This window comes from Moritella viscosa (genome assembly GCF_900120065.1).
Taxonomy (GTDB): Bacteria; Pseudomonadota; Gammaproteobacteria; order Enterobacterales; family Moritellaceae; genus Moritella; species Moritella viscosa.
On sequence record NZ_FPLG01000139.1, the window covers coordinates 103,638 to 129,074 of the forward strand.

At 38.6% G+C, this 25,437-nt stretch carries 25 protein-coding genes; 9 read left to right on the forward strand and 16 right to left on the reverse strand.

Annotated elements, in window-relative coordinates; genetic code table 11:
- Positions 1–20: 20 nt before the first annotated feature.
- Positions 21–1,400: a class II fumarate hydratase gene (locus BT797_RS21195; protein WP_075473421.1), complete on the forward strand. Its 1,380-nt coding sequence runs from the start codon at positions 21–23 to the stop codon at positions 1,398–1,400.
- A gap of 112 nt (positions 1,401–1,512) precedes the next feature.
- Positions 1,513–2,040 (forward strand): GNAT family N-acetyltransferase, encoded by a 528-nt coding sequence (locus tag BT797_RS21200; protein WP_075473422.1) that lies wholly within the window; start codon positions 1,513–1,515, stop codon positions 2,038–2,040.
- Positions 2,041–2,083: 43 nt separating this feature from the next.
- Here BT797_RS21200 and BT797_RS21205 read toward each other — a convergent pair whose 3' ends face one another.
- From BT797_RS21205 to BT797_RS21230, 6 genes are all read right to left on the reverse strand, one after another.
- Entirely contained in the window at positions 2,084–2,422 is a 339-nt protein-coding gene (locus BT797_RS21205; RefSeq protein WP_075473423.1) for a hypothetical protein, read from the reverse strand.
- Positions 2,423–2,424: 2 nt separating this feature from the next.
- Complete coding sequence (locus BT797_RS21210) at positions 2,425–3,069, reverse strand: cytochrome c oxidase subunit 3 family protein (RefSeq protein WP_075473424.1); 645 nt, start codon at positions 3,067–3,069, stop codon at positions 2,425–2,427.
- Positions 3,070–3,110: 41 nt separating this feature from the next.
- Positions 3,111–3,884 carry a CbbQ/NirQ/NorQ/GpvN family protein gene (locus tag BT797_RS21215; RefSeq protein ID WP_075473425.1) on the reverse strand — a complete coding sequence of 258 codons (774 nt, stop codon included), beginning with the start codon at positions 3,882–3,884 and terminating at the stop codon, positions 3,111–3,113.
- 10 nt (positions 3,885–3,894) lie between these two features.
- Positions 3,895–5,721: a nitric oxide reductase activation protein NorD gene (locus BT797_RS21220; RefSeq protein WP_075473426.1), complete on the reverse strand. Its 1,827-nt coding sequence runs from the start codon at positions 5,719–5,721 to the stop codon at positions 3,895–3,897.
- A gap of 97 nt (positions 5,722–5,818) precedes the next feature.
- Complete coding sequence (locus tag BT797_RS21225) at positions 5,819–7,231, reverse strand: cbb3-type cytochrome c oxidase subunit I (RefSeq protein ID WP_075473427.1); 1,413 nt, start codon at positions 7,229–7,231, stop codon at positions 5,819–5,821.
- 6 nt (positions 7,232–7,237) lie between these two features.
- Positions 7,238–7,684, reverse strand: a complete 447-nt coding sequence (locus BT797_RS21230) for a c-type cytochrome (protein ID WP_075473428.1) — start codon at positions 7,682–7,684, stop codon at positions 7,238–7,240.
- A gap of 228 nt (positions 7,685–7,912) precedes the next feature.
- Between BT797_RS21230 and norR the strand changes: the two genes are divergently transcribed.
- The 7 genes from norR (at position 7,913) to BT797_RS21265 (ending at position 17,615) form a co-directional block, all read left to right on the forward strand.
- The gene (gene norR / locus BT797_RS21235) at positions 7,913–9,511 is read left to right on the forward strand and encodes a nitric oxide reductase transcriptional regulator NorR (RefSeq protein ID WP_075473429.1); all 1,599 of its coding nucleotides are present in this window, start codon (positions 7,913–7,915) and stop codon (positions 9,509–9,511) included.
- Positions 9,512–9,785: 274 nt separating this feature from the next.
- The gene (gene nosR / locus BT797_RS21240; protein ID WP_370429930.1) at positions 9,786–11,906 is read left to right on the forward strand and encodes a transcriptional regulator NosR; all 2,121 of its coding nucleotides are present in this window, start codon (positions 9,786–9,788) and stop codon (positions 11,904–11,906) included.
- A 62-nt stretch (positions 11,907–11,968) separates the two neighbouring features.
- Positions 11,969–13,867 (forward strand): TAT-dependent nitrous-oxide reductase, encoded by a 1,899-nt coding sequence (gene nosZ / locus BT797_RS21245; protein WP_075473430.1) that lies wholly within the window; start codon positions 11,969–11,971, stop codon positions 13,865–13,867.
- A gap of 116 nt (positions 13,868–13,983) precedes the next feature.
- The gene (locus BT797_RS21250) at positions 13,984–15,348 is read left to right on the forward strand and encodes a nitrous oxide reductase family maturation protein NosD (RefSeq protein ID WP_075473431.1); all 1,365 of its coding nucleotides are present in this window, start codon (positions 13,984–13,986) and stop codon (positions 15,346–15,348) included.
- Positions 15,345–16,250, forward strand: coding sequence for an ABC transporter ATP-binding protein (locus BT797_RS21255; RefSeq protein WP_075473432.1), 906 nt, complete (start codon positions 15,345–15,347; stop codon positions 16,248–16,250). Before BT797_RS21250 ends, BT797_RS21255 begins: the two co-directional genes overlap by 4 nt.
- A complete protein-coding gene (locus BT797_RS21260; RefSeq protein WP_075473433.1) occupies positions 16,250–17,068 on the forward strand; it encodes an ABC transporter permease in 819 nt (272 codons plus the stop codon). Before BT797_RS21255 ends, BT797_RS21260 begins: the two co-directional genes overlap by 1 nt.
- Positions 17,069–17,120: 52 nt before the next feature.
- The gene (locus BT797_RS21265) at positions 17,121–17,615 is read left to right on the forward strand and encodes a nitrous oxide reductase accessory protein NosL (RefSeq protein ID WP_075473434.1); all 495 of its coding nucleotides are present in this window, start codon (positions 17,121–17,123) and stop codon (positions 17,613–17,615) included.
- Positions 17,616–17,658: 43 nt separating this feature from the next.
- On the opposite strand, the gene BT797_RS21270 is transcribed toward BT797_RS21265, so the two are convergent.
- The 10 genes from BT797_RS21270 to BT797_RS21315 all read right to left on the reverse strand — a co-directional run bounded on the left by BT797_RS21270 (position 17,659) and on the right by BT797_RS21315 (position 25,419).
- Positions 17,659–18,102 carry a copper resistance protein CopD gene (locus BT797_RS21270; RefSeq protein WP_075473435.1) on the reverse strand — a complete coding sequence of 148 codons (444 nt, stop codon included), beginning with the start codon at positions 18,100–18,102 and terminating at the stop codon, positions 17,659–17,661.
- A gap of 105 nt (positions 18,103–18,207) precedes the next feature.
- Positions 18,208–19,779, reverse strand: coding sequence for a nitrite reductase (locus tag BT797_RS21275; RefSeq protein ID WP_082287495.1), 1,572 nt, complete (start codon positions 19,777–19,779; stop codon positions 18,208–18,210).
- Positions 19,780–19,794: 15 nt separating this feature from the next.
- On the reverse strand, positions 19,795–20,631 hold the full coding sequence (gene cobA / locus BT797_RS21280; RefSeq protein WP_075473436.1) for a uroporphyrinogen-III C-methyltransferase: 837 nt from the start codon (positions 20,629–20,631) through the stop codon (positions 19,795–19,797).
- Between the two features lie 20 nt (positions 20,632–20,651).
- The gene (gene nirJ / locus BT797_RS21285; protein WP_075473437.1) at positions 20,652–21,848 is read right to left on the reverse strand and encodes a heme d1 biosynthesis radical SAM protein NirJ; all 1,197 of its coding nucleotides are present in this window, start codon (positions 21,846–21,848) and stop codon (positions 20,652–20,654) included.
- Between the two features lie 2 nt (positions 21,849–21,850).
- Positions 21,851–22,381: a siroheme decarboxylase subunit beta gene (gene ahbB / locus BT797_RS21290; protein ID WP_075473438.1), complete on the reverse strand. Its 531-nt coding sequence runs from the start codon at positions 22,379–22,381 to the stop codon at positions 21,851–21,853.
- The gene (locus BT797_RS21295) at positions 22,356–22,853 is read right to left on the reverse strand and encodes an Lrp/AsnC family transcriptional regulator (RefSeq protein WP_075473439.1); all 498 of its coding nucleotides are present in this window, start codon (positions 22,851–22,853) and stop codon (positions 22,356–22,358) included. The genes ahbB (BT797_RS21290) and BT797_RS21295 overlap by 26 nt, the downstream gene beginning before the upstream one ends.
- A complete protein-coding gene (ahbB, locus tag BT797_RS21300) occupies positions 22,850–23,398 on the reverse strand; it encodes a siroheme decarboxylase subunit beta (protein ID WP_075473440.1) in 549 nt (182 codons plus the stop codon). The genes BT797_RS21295 and ahbB (BT797_RS21300) overlap by 4 nt, the downstream gene beginning before the upstream one ends.
- Complete coding sequence (locus BT797_RS21305; protein ID WP_075473441.1) at positions 23,391–23,861, reverse strand: AsnC family protein; 471 nt, start codon at positions 23,859–23,861, stop codon at positions 23,391–23,393. Before BT797_RS21305 ends, ahbB (BT797_RS21300) begins: the two co-directional genes overlap by 8 nt.
- 9 nt (positions 23,862–23,870) lie before the next feature.
- Complete coding sequence (locus BT797_RS21310) at positions 23,871–25,088, reverse strand: cytochrome D1 domain-containing protein (protein ID WP_075473442.1); 1,218 nt, start codon at positions 25,086–25,088, stop codon at positions 23,871–23,873.
- The gene (locus BT797_RS21315) at positions 25,078–25,419 is read right to left on the reverse strand and encodes a c-type cytochrome (protein WP_075473443.1); all 342 of its coding nucleotides are present in this window, start codon (positions 25,417–25,419) and stop codon (positions 25,078–25,080) included. The genes BT797_RS21310 and BT797_RS21315 overlap by 11 nt, the downstream gene beginning before the upstream one ends.
- Between the last annotated feature and the right edge of the window lie 18 nt (positions 25,420–25,437).

Consider the following 25,437-nt stretch of genomic DNA (forward strand, 5'->3'; position numbering starts at 1 on the left):
TGATAATCATGGAGAGAACAATGAAAAATTTTAGAATAGAAACAGACAGTATGGGCGAACTTGAAGTGCCCTCATCGGCATTATACGGTGCGCAAACACAACGCGCAGTTAACAACTTTCCAATTAGCGGGCAGCAATTACCCGTCGGTTTTATTCGCGCCTTAATACAAATTAAATCTAGCGCTGCAGCAGCGAATAAACAGCTTGAATTACTATCCCCAACGATTGCTGATGCGATTATTTTGGCTTGTAAAAATTTGTCTGAAATGGAAAATGTGATGCAGCATTTCCCTGTCGATATTTATCAGACTGGTTCCGGTACGAGTTCGAACATGAACGCGAATGAAGTGATTGCGCATCTTGCTAGTGAAATCGCTGGCGAGCCAGTCAGTGCGAATGATCATGTTAACTATGGTCAAAGTAGTAACGATGTAATCCCAAGTACAATTCATGTGAGTGCGGCGCTTGCACTTGCTCATCAGCTATTACCTGCATTAAATCATTTAGTTCAAGTCATTGGGACTAAAGCGCAAAGTGTAGATCATTTTGTTAAAACAGGGCGCACTCATTTAATGGACGCGATGCCCGTTAAAATGAGTCAAAGTCTGCATAGTTGGAGCGCGCAGATTAAGCAAAATATTAATAACTTAACGGCGCTACAACCTGTGATTCAGCGCTTAGCGCAAGGTGGTACTGCAGTAGGGACTGGTATTAACGCTCATGCCGACTTTAGCCGTGTATTCAATCAACAATTAAGTGTTGCTACGGGTCTTGAATTTACGCCCGCAGATAATCTATTTGCATTAATAGGCTCGCAAGATACCGCTGTTGCATTGTCGGGTGCGTTAAAAACAACCGCAGTATCATTGATGAAAATAGCGAACGATTTGCGCTGGATGAACTCTGGCCCACTGTCTGGTCTTGGTGAGATAGCCCTTGAAGCACTGCAACCTGGGTCTTCAATTATGCCGGGTAAAGTGAATCCTGTGATCCCAGAAGCAATGGCGATGGTTTGTGCGCAGGTTATCGGTAATGACACTGCGATCACGGTTGGTGGACAATCAGGAAACTTTGAACTTAATGTCATGCTGCCCATGATTGCGAATAATCTACTTAATAGCCTGAATTTACTGAGCAATAACGTGGTGCTATTAGCCGATAAAGCCATTGCGACCTTTGAAGTTCAGCAACAGAATATAGAACAAGCCCTGGATAAAAACCCAATTTTAGTGACTGCACTTAATCCAATTATCGGTTATCAATTAGCGGCTAAAATTGCCAAAATAGCCTACAAAGAACAACGTGCGATTATTGATGTGGCGCTAGAACACACTGAATTATCACGCGAGAAACTGAGTGAATTACTCAACCCGTTGAAACTGACTCAGGGTGGCCTTTAAGTTAAATTAGTCCCTTGTGAGAGCAGGGGACTTGTACTTTATATTTTCGCTAATTATGTTAGTTTATGTTGTATATATTAAAATTAGCGTTAAATATTAAAGGTATAAAAGGATGTTTTTAGTTACAAATAGAGTGCAATTACGATCGCTCGATATGAGTGATACCGCCGAATTCTACGCATGGTCATGCGACCGAGACGTGACTAAATTTAGCTTATCTTCCTATGCCTACCCGCAATCCCAAACGGATATTTCAACCTGGTTATCAAGTATTAATGGCAATTCAAAATGCGTGTCATTGGGTATTTGCTGTGCTGAATCCGGTAAATTGATTGGTTATGCAGGTATTGCGTCAATCAGTACACTCAATCGTTCGGGTGAATATTTTATTCTTATTGGTGATAAAAGTTATTGGGGTAAAGGTATTGGTACAGAGGTCACTAAAGTGATCTCCGACTATGGCTTTAACACGCTGGGTTTACACCGAATTGAATTAACGGCCTATGCCAATAACCCATCAGCGATCCGCGCATATGAAAAAGCCGGTTATGTTCATGAAGGCGTGAAAAAGCAATCTGGTTTTCGCAATGGTGAGTTTGTCGATAAAGTCATGATGGCCGTACTAGCACCGGGTTGGTAAGGCTTTAGCTAAGTTAGTAACCTAGGTTATTAAAAGAAGGTTATCACCTTTGTAATGGTTTGATCGCAAATATCAAAAATGCATCTGGGAATAAAAAACCAATAATAAACAACATAGGTAAAATGTAAAAATACGATAGCATCACGGCTCGAATGGTCTGATTTTCGAAACGTAGACCAATCAGTTTATTAATAACTAATTGACCCTTGATAGCAATAATAAAGCAGGCTGCAATGATACTTAACGCCGCTTCCGGTGTTCGCTCTGAAACAAAAACACTGGTTAAGGTTAAGCTAATCAAAATTGCCCAAACCGCATTTATTTTGTTAATACTGAGTATCTTACGATGACTTAGCATTTCATCTTGTTTTTTTTGACTCATATTTACCTCAAAACATATAATAGTGGGAAAATCATTATCCATACTAAATCTACCATGTGCCAGTAACAGGCGGCAGACTCTAAACCTTCATGATCATCTTTGCTATAAGGAAAAATATAACTGCGCGCTAGTACCCAAGCGATAGTACACATGCCCATCATAACGTGGAGTAGGTGATTGAATGTTAGGTAATAATAAATGGTGAAAAACAGGTTGGTGGTGCCATCAATACCATTGTCAGCATTGATACTGTATTCCCACGTTTTGGTGCCTAGATAAGCCGCTCCAGCAAAAAGAGTAAGCCATAACCAATGTTGGCAGGCTTTTAGTTTATCTTGCTTAATCGCATGAATAGCCCGCGCCACAAAAAAACTACTGGTTAACAATACTAAGGTATTAATCAAACCAGAGCTTGTGTGTAGTCGAGTTGGACCCTCGGTAAAAATAATCGGATTAGCGGCTTTCGCAATCAAGAAAATAGCAAAAAACAATCCAAACTCGGTTAATTCAGCATATATCAAAATCCAAACCGCAATGTTTCCTGGGATTTTGTCATCTGCTGCATTTTGGCTAACGTTATTTGAATCGTGCTCAACATTCGATTGAGAAACATCGTGTTGCTGAATTAATGCCGCCTGTTTTGACATAACACTTCCTGCAGTGTAAATCGTACCATCTAGCCTATGGCTTAAAAATGGCAATCAATTAACTTTTCAATTGCTTTAATCGTTTCACTCTCGTCACTTAATGGTTGTGCTAAGCAACACATGCAGGCTTGCTTAGCATCTAAGCCACTTTGAATCATTAAAGCAGTGTAAATTAATAAGCGTGTTGAAGCTGCTTCTTCTAAATCATAATCTTGCATGCGGCGTAGATCGTTACCAAGCGCAACGAGTTGTTGTGCAGTCTGTTTGTCTAAGCTTGTTTCTTGGATTATGACAACGACTTCACGTTCGGCAATAGGGTAATTAAATTCCATAGCGACAAAACGTTGACGAGTACTCGGCTTCAAGCCTTTCATTAGGTTTTGATAACCCGGGTTATAAGAAATAACGAGCATGAAGTCAGGGTGTGCTTCAATTATTTCCCCTGTTCTGTCAATCGGCAGTATGCGGCGGTGATCGGACAGAGGATGTAATACAACAGTAGTATCTTTACGCGCTTCTACGACTTCATCAAGATAGCAGATCCCCCCCTCTCGAACGGCTTTCGTTAATGGACCATCTTGCCAGTAAGTACCATTTTCACCAATCAAATGGCGGCCCACGAGATCTGTGGCGGTTAAATCATCATGACATGCAATCGTGTAAAGTGGACGACCTAATTGTGCTGCCATGTGTTCCACAAAATGTGTCTTTCCACAGCCTGTAGGCCCTTTAATGAGAACAGGCAGTTTATTACTTGCAGCATGATTGAAAATTTCTATTTCAGAACCTTGGGGTAAATAATTTGGTTTAGTCATAGCATTGTCCTCAGGATAGAGATGTTAAATTTAAATATAATTTGGGTAACAGCGTAGGTAAGCTTGCTGCATTACTGATTACTGAGTAACCTTGATCGCCAAACAAGTAGGGTAAGTAATCATTAGCCTCTTCATCAATGGTGATACAGAATGGCTGAATACCTCGTTTTTTTGCTGCTAGTACAGCTTGACGAGTGTCTTCAATACCATAACGGCCTTCGTAGTGGTCGATATCATTCGGTTTTCCGTCTGAAATAATAAGTAAAATACGCTGTGCTGTGTTTTGGGTACATAATACTTCGGTTGCTTGACGTATGCTTGCCCCCATTCGGGTATAAAACCCTGGTTTTACTTCAAGAATTCGACCTCTGGCTGCATCTGTGTATTTTTCAGCAAAGTTTTTTAATAAGTTGAAACGTATTTGTTTATTTTTTATGGATGAAAAACCATAAATAGCAAACGGATCACCTGCGCTGTCTAGTGCTTCTGCAAACAGTAAAATACTGTCTCTGATCACATCAATCACACGTTGATCATTATTTATGTGTGAGTCTGTAGACATTGACAAATCGGCTAATAACAAACACGATAAGTCACGAAATGTATTACTTCGATTAATATATAAATCTTGTTCGCTGCTGTGTTTGTTTGGATCTGCGACGCTATTCATATATGCATCTAAATCTAATTCAGAACCAAATGGTTGGCGATGTACCCACTGTTGCTGTGGTCTTAAGATGCTAAATTGATTACGCAGCTTACGCGCTGTACTGTGTAGTTCAGGTGGTACAGGCGCTGGCTGTGCATCATCAGCAAGCATAGGTTGTAATAGACAGAAATCAGGTTTTAATCGGCCTTGTTTATAATCCCATTCAGGCAACTTAATACCATCGCCTAACGCTAAATCATCGGTGTAAGGGGCTGGCAGATCGAGGTCGAATTTTAATTTTGCTGAGTTAGAACGGCGTTGTTTTGCGACTGTAATAAAATCAAGATCTTCAGTCGCACCGACTAAATCTTGTTCTAGATCTTCTTCTTGTGGCCTATCTAAATCAATGTGTTCAGTCCATGTAAATAAGCTTTCTGCCATGAACATGAGTAATCCATCGGTTTCTTTTGAATCGTCAGCTCGATGGCCTTGTTTACTGACTCCTTTGATTTTTTTTGCTTGGTTTGGTGTTGTATTTTCTTCTAAGTTATCATCATCACTGGCTACACTTGTCACACTTGATAATGGCATTGGGTATAACCACAGAAAAATTGGATAAGGGTCTTTTTCGGCGTAAGGTAGCTCGTCTACACTGCCGGGGGCTAATAATGCATTTCTAACAGCTTGCTCTTGTGCTAGCTGCTTACCTTCAAATTCATCGATAGAAGGCCTTGTTTGTATAAATGCATTAACTAAGGTGAAGTACAGCCGCTTAAGACCTGGACGTTTGTTAATTAATGTTAGTGTTGCTTGTTGGTTATCAACAAACCAATGATTGATCTTAGGGAGCTGTGCTGATAATGCCGCTAGCCAAAAGTAGGCTTGCTGATTTAATGCTTCAGTCGGAAAAATAGCCATATTAGCAGGCAAGCGAATACTACGATCATCATGCCAACACAAATGTGTGCGTTGATGGGTTCCTGCAATACGTTGAATTAAACTGCGTTTGAAATTAATTTTTAAGCTTGATGTTGCCTCAATGACTTTATGATGTTCGCCACCAAGGGCACGAAAATAAGGCGCGAGTTGACTTGAAACAGAGTTAAGTGACACGCTAGCATCAGGGTATTCTGTATTGGCTCTTTTGGTGATGAGTTTATGCCAAACTTCTCCAACCCATTCTTCCATAATACACCTCTGCTTTTAAACAATTTATCTTGTTTGTGGTGAGAGAAAATAAAGCACATACAGAATTAATTTTGTATGTGCTTTGAGTGCTTAATGACTAAGTTTCAGTCGGTGTTGCTATCAGATTACTTTCTTCTTGCTTTGAATAGCCAAAAAAGAAACTTGCAAAGTAAGCAATAAGACCAATGAAGAACATGACTCCAAAGACTAAACGAGCCCAGTACAGTGGTGTAATTGCATCTTGTGTTGCCATAAAGGTAAGTGCTTCTGCATCATTAGGTATACGTTGCAATGCAACTTGCCAAACACCAGCAATTGTTAGTGCAATAGTGATTCCTAACATACCAATACACATAGTCCAGAATGCGAAACGTTCTATTCGCTGAGCACCTGCCGGATTACCTTGTGGACGACCACACATGATTGGCATTGAATAAGAGATAATTGTTAGTACAATCATCGCATAAGCACCAAAGAATGCTAAGTGACCGTGCGCAGCTGTAATTTGAGAACCGTGCGTGTAATAGTTAATTGGTGCAAGTGTGTGGATGAACCCCCATACACCGGCGCCTAAGAATGCCATTACTGCTGTTCCTAGTGCCCAAGTTAACGCCATTTGGTTGCCGTGTTCAAAACGACGTTGTTTGGTCATATTGAAAGCAAACAGTACCATCATAAAGAATGGGATAGGTTCGATTGCTGAGAATATAGAGCCTAGCCATAACCAGTATTCACCTGGACCAATCCAGAAATAGTGGTGTCCCATACCAATCAGACCTGAGATTAATGCCATAGCAATGATAATGTATAACCATTTCTCAATGATTTCACGGTCAACACCTGTCACTTTAATCAAAGTAAATGCTAGGATTGCCCCAAGGATCAGTTCCCAAACACCTTCTACCCATAGGTGTACAACAAACCACCAATAATATTTATCTAATGCAAGATTATCAGGGTTATAGAAAGAAAATAGGAAGAATACTGCAAGTCCGATTAATCCAGTTATTAACACCAAGTTAACAACCGTTTTACGGCCTTTCAGTATTGTCATACCAAGGTTAAATACAAAACCAAGACAAACAATCACGATACCAATTTTGGTAATAGTTGGTTGCTCTAAGAACTCACGTCCCATTGTTGGCAATAACTCGTTAAACGTTATTTCAGCTAACTTAGCGTAAGGAACAAATAGGTAACCTGCTGCGGTTGCTAAACTTGCCACAGCAAACACCCAGAACAGTATTTTTGCTAGTAGTGGGCTATATAGCTCGGTATCAGCTTCTTCTGGAACGAGGAAGTAAGATGCCCCCATGAAACCAAATAATAGCCACAAAATCAGCATGTTTGTGTGTAGCATACGCGCCACGTTAAACGGAATATAGTCAGCTAAAAAATCACCGAATATATATTGAGTTCCCATTAACAAGCCAAATATGATCTGACCAGCAAAGAGGATTAAGGCGAAGATGAAATACGGCTTCGCAACACTTTGAGATTCGAATTTCATGTCTAATTACCCCTGCTTGTTTGGCGGCCAGTTGTTATTGTCAATGCGAGATGTCCAAATAAGGAATTTAGATATATCATGAACATCTTCCTCACTTAAATTAAATTGCGGCATCTGGCGACGATTAGGCACTCTAAGCGGTTGCATTGCCATCCAACTCTGCATAAATGCTTCAAATGTTTCTTCGTTACCGTTACCATAACGGACAAAGACATTACCAAGCTCTGGGGCAAAATAAGCACCTTCACCCATCAAGCTATGGCAACCAATACAATTATTGTTTTCCCATAGCTCTTTGCCGTGTGCTACTGCTTCGGTGATATTCTCACGGTGATCCCTTTCGGGTAGCTCTAGCATGGTATCAAAGGTAAGACCCATTAAGAGCAGGAAAAAGAATACACTTCCACCGTAGTAGATATTCCTTGCCATCCCTTTAGTGAAGTTATCTGACATTGATTCCTCCTGGTTATCAATTAGATTATTGTTATAGTTATGAACATGTATTTAGTAATAAACTGCAAAGGATTTACTAAATTAATGCTGAGTTATTTTTTGTGTTACTCCCATAGTAGTACAAGATGCGTGCCAGTTTGTAAGTTATTGAATTAGTTGATTTTGATATATTGTTGTGTCAATATGACTTCAATTCACGGATGTTAAATTGATATCTAAGGAGTCATAATGACTACTAACGCTCTGTTTTATGAAGGTATAACTTTTATTGTTTCTGACTTATCTAAAGATTTTCCTGCTAAGCAACGATATGAACGTTTGTTAATCGCAATGCGTAAAATTTTTCCATTTGATGCGGCGGCTGTATTACGTCTTGAAGGTGATATTTTACGACCTTTGGCTACTTATGGATTAAGTCATGACACGATTGGACGTCGTTTTTTGGTTAAAGATCACCCCCGCCTTAATACTGCGCTTGATAGCCGCGAGCCGATCCGCTTTCCTGCAGACTCTCCTTTACCGGATCCCTATGATGGTCTTGTCGACATCGATAGTGTTGATTTACATGTGCATGATTGCATGGGGATATCTATTAATATTGATGGAAAACCTTGGGGGGTCTTAACGCTTGATGCATTAGAAACTGGTTCATTTGATACGATTGATATGGTGAAATTAAGTACCTTTATTGGCTTAACAGAAGCGACGGTAAAAGCGGCTGAGCGTATTAAAGCATTAACAGATTTAAATAAACAACAAAAATTAGTTAACCAAACACTTGTTTCTGATAACAGTAAATTTGAAATCATTGGTTCAAGTGCCGTAATGAAAGAACTGAAAAATGAAATTAGTATCGTTGCTCAATCGCACTTAACCGTATTGGTCGAAGGCGAAACAGGGGTCGGTAAGGAGTTGGTGGCTAGGCAGATTCATAATATGTCAGGATTGTCATCTGGTCCTGTTGTTTATGTTAATTGTGCTGCATTACCTGAAAGCATTGCTGAAAGTGAGTTATTTGGGCATGTAAGAGGTGCATTTACCGGTGCGGTGAATGATAGAACGGGTAAATTTGAAATTGCCGATGGCGGTACACTATTTTTGGATGAAATAGGTGAATTACCTTTATTAATTCAAGCAAAACTACTTCGAGCCTTACAAAGTGGTGAAATTCAGCGTGTTGGTAGCGATCAGTTTATTGTTACGAGTGTGCGAATTGTGGCAGCTACAAACCGTGATTTACAGAAAGAAGTTGCAGAAGGTCGCTTTCGTGCCGACTTGTATCATAGGTTAAGTGTTTATCCGATCAAGGTACCTGCATTAAGAGAACGAGGACGGGATATATTACAGTTAGCGGGCTACTTTATGGAAATTAACCAGAAACGGTTAGGTGTACAAGGGATCCGTTTATCAGATCCTGCCAAGAGTATTTTGTTAAGTTACTCATGGCCTGGTAATGTTCGTGAGCTGGAACACTTATTAAGTCGTGCAGCGTTAAAAGCGATTGCAGAACAAGGTCGAGATAAACGAGCTATATTGCTTGATAGCCAGCATTTTGATATTAGCCAGACACATCAAGTTTACTCAAACTCAATTCAAGCTGAATATCATGATATGGAAATAACACAGAGAAATAGCCAAATTACCAATTCTATATCAGTGAGTCCGGATGAATATACTTCTCTGAAATCGGCTATTGATGTGTTTCAAGCTGAACTGATTTCAAATGCAATCAAAGGCACTAATGGTAACCTTGCTAAAGCGGCTGAAGAATTAGGGATAAATAGAAGTAATTTTTACCGCTTGCTTAAACGGTTAGAAATTCCTTAGTATTTCTTACATGATTATTTGGCAATTACTGATCTAAGTCAGCTTTATGATTCAGAGTATTTAGATATTGCCCCTTATTGATTTAAAATTGACTAAAGTCATTCTCTAACCACAAATAGATAATTACTATCTCAGTTAATTAATTGCAACTTTGTATGTTATATGTTGCAAAATTAGTGAGGGATTGCTTTTGTCTAACATATATAGTCTTTTAAATAATAAATATATATCGCAACAAATTTTACTTTTTAAGAATGCAAATGGTAAATCCCGTTTGTATTCTTACTCTGTTATCATTGCACTGTTATTGTCTACATTTTTTATTCCACCGAGCTATGCATTATTTGTAAGCCCTCCAAAAGATCCAATGCTGTTTATTCAGGCGCAGTTTCCTGATGCAACTGACATATCAGATAAAACCCCTACAAAAGAAGGAGGTTATCCAGTTTGGACCATTCGTAAAAATGATAAAATATTAGGTTATGCCTTTGAAACAAACGATATAGCAAAAATCCCAGCCTATTCGGGCGAGCCTGTTAACATGCTTGTCGCTATTGATCCCAAAGGCACATACCTTACAGCTAAAGTACTTGAACATCACGAACCTATTATTCTAGCAGGAATACCTGAAAGCAAGTTATGGGCTTTTACAGACCAATACACTGGACTGTCTGTTGCTGACAGGTTAAAGGTTGGTGGTAATAAAAGTGAGCAAATTGTTGCTATTGACGGGTTGTCCGGTGCGACCGTGACCGTAATGGTTATGAATGTTGGGATAACAAAAGCAGCAAAAAAAGTTGCACTAGCATTGGGTATTATCGAGAGTTCTAACAAAATCATTCAGCCAAAGTCAACGATAAAAACTGATGTTTTTGAAAATGCGAATTGGACACAGCTAACGGGTGATGGCTCTATTCGAAAGCTCTATCTTAGCCGAGAAATGATTGATGATAGTTTTGCCGGTACTGAAGTTGAACATATCAATGAAGCAAATTTTGATGAAAAGAAAGATATGTTTGCTGAGATTTATTACACATTAATAGATATTCCAACTATAGGGAAAAATTTATTTAGTGAGAGTGATTATCAATGGCTAATGTCAAAACTAAAAGAGGGTGAGCACCTTATTGGCGTATTTGGTAACGGTTATTCATTTAAAGGATCTGGTTACGTACGCGGTGGTATTTTTGACCGTATCCAAGTTCATCAAAAAGATAATGCGATTTCATTTCGAGATCTACAACATGAGCGTATCACTGATATCTTTATAGATGGAGCGCCTAGATTTAAAGAAATGTCAGTATTTCGCATAGAAGCCCATCAAGAGTTTGATCCCGGTGCTGAATGGCAATTCGAATTACTTGTGCGCCGCCAATTAGGTGCAGTTGACAGCTTATTTAATAGCTTTAAAGGTCAATATAATCCGCTTGATAAATATGTTGATACACCACCCGCTATTATTCCCGAGCCTGAACTAACACTGGTTCAACAAGTATGGCAAGAACGTAACACTGAAGTCATTCTTTTAGTGTTATTAATGCTGTTGCTGTTACTTATATTGTTTTTCCAAGATGTGTTAGTAAAACACCCTAAATTTATGAATAACTTGCGCCATTGTTTTTTGGTTATTACTGTTGTTTTTATTGGTTGGTCGTGGGGGGGTCAGTTATCTATTGTTAATGTATTTACTTTTTTACAGGCGCTAATGCATGATTTTTCGTGGGATTTGTTCCTACTCGATCCAGTTATTTTCATTTTATGGTGCTCTGCAGCTGTCACTATGTTGTTGTGGGGCCGAGCGGTTTATTGTGGTTGGCTATGTCCGTTCGGTGCATTGCAAGAGTTAGTTAATGTATTTGGGCGCTATATTAAATTACCTCAAATTGAGTTGCCTTATGCTGTTCATGAGCGTTTGTGGGCAATCAAATATCTGATTCTATTGGCGCTATTTGGTATGTCACTTGATTCATTGGCGACAGCAGAGCAGTTTGCTGAAATCGAACCTTTCAAAACAACCTTCTTATTAAAATTTGACCGTGAGTGGCCGTTTATCGCATGGGCCAGTTTGTTAATTCTATCAAGTTTATTTAATCGAAAAACATTTTGTCGCTATCTCTGTCCATTAGGCGCTGCGTTATCGGTAAGCAGTAACATGAGCTTATTTCAATGGCTAAAACGTCGTCCTGAGTGTGGTCAACCATGTAAAACCTGCGCAAAAGAATGCGAAATTCAGGCAATACAACCCAATGGCGAAATTAATATGCGTGAATGTCATTATTGTTTGGATTGCCAAGTAACTTATTTTAATGATGAAAAATGCCCACCATTAAAAAAATTAGCAAGAAAAAAACAAAAGATAAAAAGTGACCAAATTATTAAAATCGTTAATACCTAGATTTAGAAATAATAGTTATGGAAAGTTAAATTTTATAGATGCAAGAAATCACGGAGAGTCTTATGGTTGATAATAAAAATAATATTGAAATATCTGAAGATGCAACATTAGAAAATGCAGATCGTCGCAGCTTGTTCACCAAAACTGCAGCATTAGGGGCTGGTGCAGTTTTAGCCCCAATGAGTGCTGCAATGTTTTCATCAATGGCGCAAGCAAAGCGTGTTGAATATGAAAATAGTCCATTTGTTCATCCGGGTGAATTGGATGAATACTATGGTTTTTGGAGTGGTGGTCATTCAGGTGAAGTTCGCATCATGGGCTTACCTTCTATGCGTGAGTTAATGCGTATTCCTGTTTTTAATATAGATAGCGCAACTGGTTGGGGACTTACTGACGAAAGTAAACGGATTAAAGGTGATAGTGCCCATCTGCTTGCTGGTGACTCTCACCATCCTCACATGAGCATGACTGACGGTCGCTATAATGGTAAGCATTTATTTATTAACGATAAAGCTAACTCACGTGTTGCTCGTATTCGTTGTGATGTAATGAAAGCGGATAAGATTATCACAGTTCCAAATGTTCAAGCTGTACATGGTTTACGTGTTCAAAAAGTACCATACACAAAATATATAATTTGTAATGGCGAATTTGAAATTCCAATGAACAATGATGGTAAATCATCAATGGAAGATGTTAGCACCTATCGTTCGTTATTCAATGTCATTGATGCCGAATCAATGGAGATGGCATTCCAAGTGATGGTTGATGGTAATCTTGATAACACAGACGCTGATTATGACGGTAAATATTTTGCATCTACGTCTTACAACTCTGAAATGGGTATGAATCTTAGTGAGATGATGTCAGCCGAACGAGACCATGTCGTTGTATTTGATCTTGCTCGTTGTGAAGCCGCATTGAAAGCAGGTCAATTCAAAACTTATAATGGTAACAATGTACCGGTACTTAATGGTCGTAAAGGCTCTAAATTAACACGCTATATTCCAGTCCCTAAATCACCGCATGGAATGAACACATCACCTAATGGTAAGTACTTTGTTGCTAATGGTAAATTATCACCAACAGTATCAATTATTGCTATTGATCGTCTGCCTGATCTATTCAATGACAAGATTAAACCGCGGGATGCCATTGTAGCCGAACCAGAACTAGGTTTAGGTCCACTACACACTGCATTTGATAACCGTGGTTATGCTTATACAACCTTATTTCTTGATAGCCAAATTGTTAAGTGGGACGTTGAAGAAGCTATTCGAGCTCATAATGGTGAAAAAGTGAATTACATCAAACAAAAACTTGATGTGCATTATCAACCTGGTCATAACCATACATCGCAGGGTGAAACACGTGACGCTGATGGCAAGTGGTTAATTTCATTGTGTAAGTTTTCTAAAGATCGTTTCTTACCTGTCGGTCCTTTACGTCCAGAAAATGATCAGTTAATTGATATTTCTGGTGATGAGATGAAACTGGTACATGATGGACCAACATTCGCAGAACCGCATGATTGTATGATAGTTCATCGCAGTAAAATTAAACCAAGCAAGCTATGGTCACGAGATGATCCAATGTTTGCTGAAACGGTTGCGATTGCAAAACGCGATGGTGTAGACCTGATGATGGACAATAAAGTCATTCGAGATGGTAAAAAAGTACGTGTTTATATGACTTCTGTTGCCCCGATTTATGGTATGAGTGAGTTTAAAGTTAAGCTTGGTGATGAAGTAACTGTTGTTGTTACAAATCTTGATATGGTTGAAGACGTAACACACGGTTTTTGTGTAACTAACCACGGCGTGCAAATGGAAATTGGCCCTCAAGCAACAGCATCAATTACGTTTACAGCAGATAAACCGGGGGTGCAGTGGTATTACTGTAACTGGTTCTGCCATGCGTTACATATGGAAATGCGTGGTCGTATGTTTGTTGAAGCATAGCCAAATAAGATCTAGTTAAGGTATACATAGTGAGAAGTGCTTAGGTCTTCTCACTTCTTGATTTTAAGTAATCATTTAACAGTTGTTTCATTTTTGAAACTAAAAAGTGAGTGTTAATGGCTAAACATGCATTTTATGTATTCACATCAGTAATATTATCTCTTTGTTTATCATTGACGGTCGAAGCAAAGAATATTTATGTTTCAATATCCGACGATCTTCAATCTTCTTTAGACTCTGCCATCGATGGCGATATCGTTATTATTTCTGCAGGAGAATATAAAGGTAATTTTATCGTTAATCGCGCTATTACCATCATAGGCGAAAATCTAACAATAGAAGACGACCTAACCGTTATTAATGCTAATGGTGTAGGTCATGCTATAGAACTTCGTAACTCAAATATCACTGTACAAAATCTAACTATCACAAATTGGGGGAGTGATTTAACCGCGCAAAATTCAGGTATTTATACCGATAAAAAATCGACTAATATAACTGTTAAAAATAACAATTTATCAGGTGATGGATTTGGTATTTGGATCCAGCGTAGTCAAGGCGTACTCATTAAAAATAATGTCGTAAAAGGTAATGCAGCACTGCGTTTGGCAGATCGTGGTAATGGTATTCAACTTTCAATGGTGACAAAAGCACTAGTGGAAGGAAATTCGATAAGTGAAACCCGCGATGGCTTGTATATTATCTCAAGTCAACAGAATGAACTACGAAACAATACCATGCACGATCTTCGTTTTGGTGTGCACTACATGTATTCACATAACAACAAAGTTTTAAATAACTACTCGTATAATAACCATGTCGGATATGCATTGATGAGTTCCCGTAAATTAGTGGTATCTGGAAATAGAAGTTTTAATACTGAAGATTATGGTTTCCTGATGAACTTTATTACCTTTTCTGAGATTTCTAATAACCATATTAAAGATGTTTGGATTAAGCCTGAAAATAAGGTTCAAGGTCGTGATGGTAAGGGGATATTTGTTTATAACTCAGGTTATAACACCATCAAATACAATACGGTAGATACGGCTGAAATAGGTATTCATCTTACTGCCGGCTCTGAGCACACTAAAATATATGGTAATAATTTTATTAATAACCACGTGCAGGTTAAATATGTATCCAATAAACGCCAAGAATGGAGTCTTGATGGTATCGGTAATTATTGGAGTAATTATCTTGGTTGGGATCTCGATCATGATGGTAAAGGTGATACTGCATTTGAACCTAATGACAGTATTGACAAGATGGTATGGGAGTATCCTGAAGCCAAGGTACTACTTGATAGTCCATCAGTCCTGTTACTGCGTTGGGTACAAAAACAGTTTCCAGTATTAAAGCCTGGGGGTGTTAAAGACAGCTATCCTCTTATGGCGCGAGATACTATTTCTCTACAAGTAAGTAACAGTTCTCCTTCTCAAAATATACAGAAAAAAAATGAGGGAAATAACGAATTATGACAGCTTCAATCGTATCTATGACAAATGTCAGTAAGCACTTTCAACAACTTAAAGCATTAAACGGAATTTCATTACAGCTAGCAGAAGGTGAAGTATTAGGCTTGTTCGGCCATAACGGTGCAGGTAAAACAACTATGATGAAGTTGATTTTGGGAATCGAAAAAGCAACATCTGGAGAACTCACCATCTTTGGTCGAGACCCGCAATCTAAAGAGGCATGGAAAGATAGGCGCAATATAGGTTATTTACCTGAAAACGTAAGTTTTTATGATCATCTAACAGGTATTGAGGTATTAACGTATTTTGCACGTTTAAAGTCAGTGAAATTAACACAAGTATTTGAACTTCTTGAACAAGTGGGGCTAACTCATGCGATGAAACGCCAAGTTAAAACCTACTCGAAAGGAATGAGGCAGCGGTTAGGTCTGGCGCAAGCATTCCTTGGACACCCTAAGTTACTTTTGCTGGACGAGCCAACTGTAGGTTTAGATCCAACCGCTACACAAGAGTTTTATCAATCGGTTGATAAGTTAAAGCAAAATGGAGCGAGTATTATTTTATGCTCTCATGTTTTACCAGGGGTAGAGCAGCATATTGATAGGGCACTCATTATGGCTGACGGACAAATTTTAGCTGTGGGTTCTTTAGTTCAGCTACGTGAAAGAGCGAGTTTACCCGTTGTAGTTAAAACCAAGGGCATAAACCAAGAGTTAATGACAGACTCATTATTAGCGCGCTACATCATCGGTGAAGAAGATGCTTTGTTGTATGTAAAAGAAGAAGACAAGTTAAAAGTATTGAAACAGGTAATGTCGTACGACAAATTAGCAGATGTGCACGTTGAACCAGCTAGTTTAGATCAGTTGTACCAATTCTATTTAACTGCGAGAGGTTCTGTGTAATGAATTCTATTTTAGCAATCGCGATGAAAGAGTTTCAAGATGGATTACGAAATCGTTGGTTTGTATCAATTACAGCTGTATTTTCAATTCTATCTCTTGGGTTAAGTTATTACGGCTCTGCCGCTTCTGGTGGGACGGGGGTTGTTTCGCTCCCATCCATTATTGCAAGCTTGTCTAGCTTAGCTGTATTTTTGATCCCATTAATTGCCTTGTTGCTTAGTTACGACAGTTTTGTCGGTGAGCAGGAGTCAGGAACACTACTCTTACTGCTGACTTATCCGTTGAGCAAGGGACAGTTGTTACTTGGTAAATTTATTGGTCAAGGCTGCATTATTGCCCTTGCTACGTTGCTCGGTTTTGGTAGTGCTGCCGTTATGATCGGTATGCAGTATGGGTTTGATGATGTACTTGCAGCATTTGGCTTGTTCATTGTGACCGCTACATTACTGGGCTTCACTTTTATCAGCATTGCTTATGTCATTAGTATTGCGGTAAATGAAAAATCAAAAGCAGCTGGAGTCGCACTTATAGTGTGGTTCTTCTTTGTACTTGTGTTTGACCTTGCTCTTTTGGCAACACTTGTGGGAATAGACGAGGGTATCACGCAGCAAGGGTTAGTGAACGTCATGATGTTTAATCCTGCGGATGTATTTCGTTTGGTAAATCTTGCAGCATTAGATTCAAGTGATATGACAGGTATCATTGCTGTCGCTGTTAACAGTAGCCAATCGGTTGCTGTACTTATATTAATCATGCTTGCTTGGGTTGTCGGTCCCTTGATTATTTCAAGTTTGATACTTTCCCGTAAAAGACTCTAAAAATAAAAATACTAAAGCATTTAAGTTTAACTCAATTAATAAGGATATATTTATGTTTAACTCAAAACTAAAAGCGCTGTCATTAGGAGTACTACTAGCATTAACTGTTGGTTGCAATGCTCAATCAGAAAGAGAGGTTATGGTTCACCACGCAGTACAAATTGAACAAGCAGATAGCTGTCATTTATGTGGTATGACAATTAGTAATTTCCCTGGACCAAAAGGGGAAAGCTATGAATCAAACAAGGACTCGATAAATAAATTTTGTTCAACTCGTGATTTATTTGGTTATATTTTACAACCAGAAAATAGACGCCAGGTAAAAGAAGTTTTTGTTCATGATATGAGCAAAACCCCGTGGGGTTCACCAACAGACGACCATTTTGTTAACGCTAAAGATGCATGGTTTGTTATTGGTTCAAGTCAAACTGGTGCTATGGGTAAAACATTGGGTAGCTTTAGCGCTAAAGTTGATGCAGAGGTATTTATACAAGAGTTCGGCGGTCAACTTTATACATTTGATGAAATTACTTTAGCTGATTTGTAGTTTACTAAGCCAGCAGTCCGATGGGGTGGATTGCTGGCCTAAATTAATACAATAACCCTGTCTTAAATGAAAAACCAACAACGACAAATAACACAGAAATGATGGTCACAGGAATAATGTGATAGGCAAGATATATTAAATTATCTTCAGTTAATTTGGGAATAATACGTAATCTTGCATCGATAGCCAATAAAGCTGTAGCGAATAGCAAGCTTAATTTAAACATAATTAATCGTGAAACTGGGTTATCAAATTGTAACCATAAACCAAAATCTGGTAATAGATTATGCGCTAACCAAAGTCCCGATGAAACTTGAATTAATAATGCTGGAATACCAATTTTTTCAAACCCAGATTCAAAACGTTTTATTTCAGCAATGTTTTTCTCTTTAAGCACTCTAGGTAATATCGTGAACGATAGGATCAAATGGCCCCCTGTCCATATCGTTGCTGAAAGTAGATGAGCTAGAAGTATGTAATTGTACATAATAAAGTCCTTATTACTCATGTTTATTACTAAGTTAAATAATATCAGCACACATTACAATTATATTTATAAAGTAATGCGTGCTTCTCATGTTTTGTTTAATAATTAATGACTTGTCCCTTTTTCATAATTAATTTTGTTATAAACGTTATATTTTCCAGATGGTTTTTTCATTGGTATACGTTTGATTTCTTCTAGAGAGTTAGCATCATAGACAATGACTGCACCGTCGTTATCCCAAATACTCAGCAGTACGTATTTCCCGTCTTTAGTAAACTCAACATGAGCTGCTGTTTTGCCTTTAACTGGGGATAGTGTTTTGACAATTTCAAGGGTGCTCTTATCGATAACATGTACGCGTTCTTTGTTCGGTCCAAAAAATACGTCTACCCATGCATAAGGTGAATTACTGTGGCTTCGCATAAAGAAACCGGGGCCATCTGTTTTGATCTCTTTAATTACTTTCCAGTTATCCATATCAATCACAGTGACGCGGCCCTCTTTTATATTGGGTGATGCAAATACTTGTTTACCTTGGTATTCCCACGTGATACCAGAACCAAGATGAGGCATTCCTGCCATTTCGATAGTGGCAATTTTTTTCTTTGCATCAAGATTAATGACTTGACCGTTATGGCTGTCGCGAGATGCACCGATAAGGTTGACGTACTCGGGGTCAAAGAAGAAATCATCAAGGTAATCGTCGGTGCGGATACGTCGAATTGGAAATTGATCTTCTGAACCGTAAGGGATCTCCCATACTTCTTTAACGTCTTTTAGTGCTACGATGAAGCTGTGTCGAGGAGGGGCGTTGTATACTGCACTCACACGTGAACTGACCCCATTTTTACCGATGGTCTCTTTAAGCATGATTGGTGATAAATCTTTGGTATCTAAAATAACAATATTGTTAGGTAAGTAGTTACCAACAATGGCGTATTTGCCATCGGATGAGACAGCTAGGTTACGTGTATTGATGCCTGCTCGTACTTCGGCTACGGTCTTCATATTATAAATATCGTATTTGCTGATCCAGCCATCGCGAGATGCAAAATATACAAAACGTCCATCTGGTGAATACTTAGGGCCTCCATGTAAAGCAAATCGGGTTTTAAAACGAGTGATTGGTTCGAATGTATCTCCATTTAATAAGGTTGCAGAGTGGTCGCCCAGTTCAACAACAATGAATAAATTCATTAAATCGGCCTTGAACTGCGGTGTTGTTGGTAATTTGGCTTGGTCGAAGTGTTCGATTCGAGTTCGTTTAATATCATCGATAGACCACTGCGGTAATGTCTCTGCTGGGGAGTAAATGAATTCAATCAGCTTATCTATTTCATTTGTGGATAGTGTTTTCTCAAATCCCGGCATTTGTGTCGATAAGCGACCATGTTTAATGACCTTTACTGCTTTTGATTTTCTTAGACGAGACAAATTTTCTGGAAACAAAGCAGGCCCCATAGCGCCCATTCTATCTTTACCATGGCAGACTTTACAGTTTTCATTATAGAGTATTTCTGCTGAATTCTGGCTTGTGTTTATATGAGTTTGTTGAGCAAATATGATTTCAGAAAAAAATAAAATAAAACAACATATAATGAATCCAGCAACAGGAAAGCGTGTAGTGAATTTCTGTAAATCACAATAGAGTTTTTCGTATTTTGGTTTTTTTTTCATTATTGAATCCTTAAATCAAATAACGCTTGATAGGCTAAGATCGTATACCCTATCTGGTTGAAAGGCTGGTAACTCGGCTTGTAAATAACCAGCTTTAGCCAAAGGCTTATTGGTTAGTTGATTAACTACCTCTCCCACAACAATTAGTGTTGGTGGTATAACGTTATTGATTGTGGCAATTTCGGCAATATTGGATAAATTACCTCGATAGGTTTTTTGATTATCCTTAGTTCCAGATTGAATTAATGCAACTGGAGTTTTGATATCACGGCCGTGTTCAATTAATTTTTTGGCGATTGTAGGTAATGTATTTATGCCCATGTAGAACACGACTGTTTGGGTTTTAGCGACAAGACTACCCCAAGGTAAATTAAGTTGATTATCGTTTTGCATATGGCCTGTTACAAAGGTACAACCAAGCGCAATACCTCGGTGAGTTAGCGGTATGCCAGCATAAGTTGTACAGCCAGATGCAGCTGTAACACCTGGGCAAAGGTGGCAGTTAATCCCATTTTTTAAAAGTGCTTCAGCTTCTTCGCCACCACGACCAAAAACAAAAGGGTCACCACCTTTTAAGCGCACTACTTTTTTCCCGCGTCTCGCGTGTTCAACAAGTAATTGATTAATTTGATTCTGTGGTACGCTGTGATTTGCTTGTTTCTTACCAACATATATTTTCTCACTATTTATCGGTAATAATTCGAGAATATCGTTACTGACTAATCGATCATAAACGACTACCTCGGCCTGCTGAATAAAGTGTAATGCTCTAAGGGTTAATAATTCTGCATCACCGGGGCCCGAGCCCACTAAAGCCACTTCACCTGCATTTAATATTGTTTTATTCTTCATATGATTACCTATTTTCAAGTTCAAACTAAGCTAACTTGAATTGATTCTGACTGGTGGAGATGGGATGAAAAACCAATTTCTTTGTCTGTTAAATAGCAGCCCGGATCTTCGCCCCAAGCATCCCCATTAATAGCAAATGCACGAGTTCGAGTATTTCCACCACAAATATTAAGGTGAATACATGCCTCGCAACGACCTTTAACTGGGCGAGGGTGCTGACGAAAACCAACCATCAAAGGGTCTGTACTGTTAACCCAAATATCTGAAAACTTATCTACTTTTACATTACCGATACTGTGGTTCCACCAATAGCTGTCAGGGTGAATCGTGCCAGTATTATCTATGTTAGCGACATTAACCCCCGATGCGTTGCCGCCCCAATTAATCAAGCGTTTATGAAGTTTTGCAACGCGTATTGGGTGTGTTTGACCAAAATGTTGTTCAGCCCAATGAAGCATAAAAGGACCGTCTGCATCATTATTTCCTGTGACAAAATCTGTTTCGATACCTTGAGAAATATGTTGCCATGCTCGCTCAAATAACATAGTCATTGCATCTTTTGTCATTTGAAACATGGCATCACTGTCGGCAGTTCGTTTGCCGCGTCCAGCGTAATTAAGATGAGAGAGGTAAAATTTGTCGACCTTGTATTCTTCCATCAAATCGAGCATTGCAGGTAAGTCTTGATTATTGTCTTTAGTTAAACAAAACCGCATTCCAACTTTAATGCCTGCTTCTTTACATAGTTTAATTGCATGCATTGAGGTTTTGAAACTACCTTGCATGCGCCTAAAATGATCATGAAACTGCTCAAGTCCGTCAATACTAATGCCTACATATTGATATTTAGCGGCTTTAATTTTCTCTATATTATCTTCATTGATAAGGGTACCGTTGGTAGACAGAGCGACATAAAATCCTTTTGCTTTTGCATATGCAGTGATCTCAAAAATATCAGGGCGTAGTAGGGGTTCACCTCCTGACAAGATGATTACTGGCACGTGTGCAATATCAAGATCATCAATTGTTGTTTTTATTTGTTCAGTCGTTAACTCGTCTTTAAAATCAATATCTAAAGAGGTGGAATAACAGTGTCTACAACTGAGATTACAGCGACGGATCAAATTCCAAATAACCACTGGCCCTGGTATTTTTCTCACAGAGGGTATTGGTGCATCTGTACTTAATGTTTTAAGAAGTTGAGAAATACGAAACATGGTTATACCCCTTTATGCTTTAAGCGTAGGCCTGTTTTTTTAAGGATCCGAGTACTCGTTAGCATGTCGTGATCACGTAAAGAGTTAATTAGAATTTCATGTATTTGAGCTTTGAACTTGTCAATGTCGCCTTGTGTTTTGCCATGTACCATTGCAAAAATATTATAATTCCAATGTGGTAGGTGACGTGGACGTAAATAACAGTGACTAACAAAAGGTAATTCACCAATTAATTTACCCAGTCGGCTGGCATCTGAATCGACTACATCCCAAACTGTCATGCCGTTGTGCGTGTATCCGAGTTTGTAATGGTTAGGCACTGCAGCAATGCGACGAATTATGCCTTTATTCTGCATATCTTTAGTCATAGTCAAAACATCATTCAAGCTAATGCCTAGCTGTTCTGCTAACCAGTTAAAAGGTTTAGCTACAATTGGCAACCCGTTTTGTGTTAACAAAATATATTGTCGTTGTAGCTCAGTCATTGGTTGGGTTAAGCTTTTTGCTTCAGACTTCAAAGTAGAGACCGACATAAAATTCCTTCAGTTTGGGTACGTTTAACACGGTTAAACCTGTTTCCATTTCAATAGTGCTAATAACATCGCTTATTTCTGATTGTGATTCAGTGCCGATAACAAACCACATGTTAAGTTGATGATTCCGTTCATAATTGTGAGCCACTTGAGGGAGGCCGTTTATAATGTTTGCTACTTTATCAAATCTAGATTTTGGAACATCCATTGCAGCTAAAGTAAAAGCGCCCCCTAAGCAAGCTGCGTCATACATAGGGCCAAAGCGTGTTAGAATTCCGCTCTGTAATAGGTTATTCAGTGTTTCGATTACCTGTTGCTCATTGCATTTAGGCATGTTACTGAGTGTGTTATTAGCTATCTGATCATTAATTTGTTCAGCTATTAATGCGAATGGACTCTCACAAAGTGGAAGTCCTTTTTGTAAGGTATTGATCAAGTATTTTTCAAGGGGGCTAATTTGGGTTGTTTTCATGGATTAACCTGCCGTTGGTATCTTGCACCATGCTGCTTGTAAGCTTTGTGGCTAAATAATACACTTTTGTCGATATGGCCTAATTTAAGTTCTGAAATAATGGATGCAATTTGCATTTCAACTTGATTCGTTGTTTGGCCATGGATCATGCAAAATAGATTGTAAGGCCATTCTGGTTGCTGCCTTGGTCTCCTATAACACAGTGAAATTTCACTTCTTAATGCGAGTTTATTTGCTATTGAATCAACTTCCTCGTTACTAATATCCCATACAATCATGGCGTTAGCTTTATAACCAAGTTGCCTGTGTTTAACTACGATCCCAAACCGTTTTATTAAGCCATTATTTTCCCATGCTTTAATTTGTTGAATCACCTGCTGTTCTGACACAAATGTTCCAGAAATATGGTTCAACTGATTAGCAATGGATAGGTAAGGTTGGTTACTAATTGGTAAACCTTTTTCTAAAATCACACGTAATTCATTTGATTGCTCATTAGTTAATGGGCAAAGCTCTGACCGCAGATTTAATTTCAAATTAGTCATAGTCAACTCCTGAGAAATCAATCTTAAAAGACAGGTCAATATGATAGGACGCTTCCATGGGCAATATTAAAATAGGGAAACCTGTTTGATGTTCAATGTCATCAAGGATATCTTTGAGAATAACAGGGTTAGAAGCTGTTACCACAAACCATAAGTTATAAAAATGGTGTCGTGCATAGTTATGATTGACGGCATCAAATTGGTTAATAATTGCAGCAATCGCATCGCGTTGTTTTTCTGGTACGGCTATTGCTGCAAGTGTACTGGCGCCCGCTTTTTTATGATCAAATACTGGACCTACTCGAGACAAGATATCAAGACTATCAAGATCTTGAATCGCATTTAATACTTCGTTTTCTGAATAACCTAGCTCGTCTGCAACCTGTTTAAATGGTTGTGTGCATAACGGGAAGCCTTTTTGATATTGGTTAATTAACTGTTGTTGTAATACTGAAATCGACATGAGCCGCTCCTAAAGACCAATCTGATGGGCTCTATTTGTAAAGAAAATACCGCTAGGACTCGTTGCTTCTAGTGTGTTTAACAATTGTTGGTTTTGGGTATCGTATATCTGAACTTCATTGTTATCGCGGACCGACATCCAAACATTCTCCCCTCTTGGTGTAAATTCCATATGAAGCACTGCGGGTCCTGGTTTTAATGTTTTTACTAAGTTGAAGTTTTCAGTATTAAATACTTGAATAGTATCGTTACGGGGGAAGGCATAGTTAACCCATATTTGCCGATTATCTGGTTGTGCCATTACAAAAATTGGCTGTCCGTGTGTTTTTATTTCTCCAACTTGTAACCATGTTTGTGTGTTTATTATAAGGACTTTGTATTGGCCAACTGCTGGGACAAACGCGAGATTACCAGCAATAGCCCAACCTTCAAGGTGAGGCATTTTATATACGGGAAGTTTTTTCTCTCCTTTACCGTAATCTTTTAAAATTCGCTTAACGCCATTTTCAAGATGCCATAAATCAATTAATGCCATACCATCTTCGCCAAATAAACCTGCAATGTAATAGCGGCCATCGGGACTAATTAATGCGTCATAGGGAAATGAACCAATATCACTAAATTTAGTTAACGTCATCTTTTCTTGAGAGAAATCAGCTATCCAAATTTCATTGGTGTCAAATAAGCTAAATATGAATTTTTGCCCTGGAGCATCAACAAGGCCAACAACTTTAGATCGTGCTGCTTGCCCGTTTTTAAGCGCAGGTTTATTTTTAATTAATGAGGCCGGTATATTGGCAACGAGTTCCAGGGTCTCACTATTGAAAACCTTTACTCCTCCAGGTGTATAGTTGGAAACGGCAACGAGTTTACCGTCTTGACTTATCGCACCACCAATACTGTTACCTGACTGAATAACTCGTTTATCAATTTGGTTTTTTAAAATATCAATTTTAGTTAATCCGCCATCGCGTCCGAAAACGTAGGCATAACGTTCGTCACGAGAATAAACAACTGATGCATGTGATAGATCGCCTAAGCCATCAATTTCACTAAGTTCATTATTATTTGAATGATTAACAATTTTTATTTGACCAGTGGCTCGCTCAATAATGACGCCTAAATCTCCAGTGGCACGTAATTCTTGAGTTGTGTTACTGACGTTACTGCAACCTGTAAATGCTAATGTAGAGGTTAAAATTAAAGTTAAAATCCAATTATTTTCCATCGTGAACTCCATGTTTTAGTTGGTTTGCCAGCCACTGCGCATCACTTGTCGACAGAAAAGAATTCCAGGGTGGCATTGCGGTGCCTGGGCGTCCTTGTAAAATCGAGTTTGTAATGAATTTAGTTGATACATTGATAAAGTTTTCTGGAAGTAGGGCTGGACCTAATCCGCCTTTTAACGTCATACCATGGCAAGAACCACAATCTTGTTTGAGCAAATGAATTAGCTGTTTTTGGCGGGTTAAACTGATTCCATCTGCTCGTCCATAACTGGGCATAATTGCTAGTGTAATAAACAGAGAATATTTAATTAAAAGTAACAATCTTGTCATGTAATCTCTCCGCTAAAA

What these genes read in the sequence shown, in the direction of transcription:
- ahbB (WP_075473438.1), bottom strand. Translation starts at nt 22,381, where the DNA reads ATGTCGGTCTCTACTTTGAAGTCTGAAGCAAAAAGCTTAACCCAACCA.
- ahbB (WP_075473440.1), bottom strand. Translation starts at nt 23,398, where the DNA reads ATGACTAATTTGAAATTAAATCTGCGGTCAGAGCTTTGCCCATTAACT.
- BT797_RS21225 (WP_075473427.1), bottom strand. Translation starts at nt 7,231, where the DNA reads ATGAAATTCGAATCTCAAAGTGTTGCGAAGCCGTATTTCATCTTCGCC.
- BT797_RS21260 (WP_075473433.1), top strand. Translation starts at nt 16,250, where the DNA reads ATGAATTCTATTTTAGCAATCGCGATGAAAGAGTTTCAAGATGGATTA.
- cobA (WP_075473436.1), bottom strand. Translation starts at nt 20,631, where the DNA reads ATGAAGAATAAAACAATATTAAATGCAGGTGAAGTGGCTTTAGTGGGC.
- BT797_RS21310 (WP_075473442.1), bottom strand. Translation starts at nt 25,088, where the DNA reads ATGGAAAATAATTGGATTTTAACTTTAATTTTAACCTCTACATTAGCA.
- BT797_RS21255 (WP_075473432.1), top strand. Translation starts at nt 15,345, where the DNA reads ATGACAGCTTCAATCGTATCTATGACAAATGTCAGTAAGCACTTTCAA.
- BT797_RS21265 (WP_075473434.1), top strand. Translation starts at nt 17,121, where the DNA reads ATGTTTAACTCAAAACTAAAAGCGCTGTCATTAGGAGTACTACTAGCA.
- BT797_RS21250 (WP_075473431.1), top strand. Translation starts at nt 13,984, where the DNA reads ATGGCTAAACATGCATTTTATGTATTCACATCAGTAATATTATCTCTT.
- BT797_RS21205 (WP_075473423.1), bottom strand. Translation starts at nt 2,422, where the DNA reads ATGAGTCAAAAAAAACAAGATGAAATGCTAAGTCATCGTAAGATACTC.
- nirJ (WP_075473437.1), bottom strand. Translation starts at nt 21,848, where the DNA reads ATGTTTCGTATTTCTCAACTTCTTAAAACATTAAGTACAGATGCACCA.
- BT797_RS21220 (WP_075473426.1), bottom strand. Translation starts at nt 5,721, where the DNA reads ATGGAAGAATGGGTTGGAGAAGTTTGGCATAAACTCATCACCAAAAGA.
- nosZ (WP_075473430.1), top strand. Translation starts at nt 11,969, where the DNA reads ATGGTTGATAATAAAAATAATATTGAAATATCTGAAGATGCAACATTA.
- BT797_RS21200 (WP_075473422.1), top strand. Translation starts at nt 1,513, where the DNA reads ATGTTTTTAGTTACAAATAGAGTGCAATTACGATCGCTCGATATGAGT.
- BT797_RS21195 (WP_075473421.1), top strand. Translation starts at nt 21, where the DNA reads ATGAAAAATTTTAGAATAGAAACAGACAGTATGGGCGAACTTGAAGTG.
- BT797_RS21275 (WP_082287495.1), bottom strand. Translation starts at nt 19,779, where the DNA reads ATGAAAAAAAAACCAAAATACGAAAAACTCTATTGTGATTTACAGAAA.
- BT797_RS21210 (WP_075473424.1), bottom strand. Translation starts at nt 3,069, where the DNA reads ATGTCAAAACAGGCGGCATTAATTCAGCAACACGATGTTTCTCAATCG.
- BT797_RS21270 (WP_075473435.1), bottom strand. Translation starts at nt 18,102, where the DNA reads ATGTACAATTACATACTTCTAGCTCATCTACTTTCAGCAACGATATGG.
- BT797_RS21305 (WP_075473441.1), bottom strand. Translation starts at nt 23,861, where the DNA reads ATGTCGATTTCAGTATTACAACAACAGTTAATTAACCAATATCAAAAA.
- BT797_RS21215 (WP_075473425.1), bottom strand. Translation starts at nt 3,884, where the DNA reads ATGACTAAACCAAATTATTTACCCCAAGGTTCTGAAATAGAAATTTTC.
- BT797_RS21315 (WP_075473443.1), bottom strand. Translation starts at nt 25,419, where the DNA reads ATGACAAGATTGTTACTTTTAATTAAATATTCTCTGTTTATTACACTA.
- BT797_RS21230 (WP_075473428.1), bottom strand. Translation starts at nt 7,684, where the DNA reads ATGTCAGATAACTTCACTAAAGGGATGGCAAGGAATATCTACTACGGT.
- norR (WP_075473429.1), top strand. Translation starts at nt 7,913, where the DNA reads ATGACTACTAACGCTCTGTTTTATGAAGGTATAACTTTTATTGTTTCT.
- BT797_RS21295 (WP_075473439.1), bottom strand. Translation starts at nt 22,853, where the DNA reads ATGAAAACAACCCAAATTAGCCCCCTTGAAAAATACTTGATCAATACC.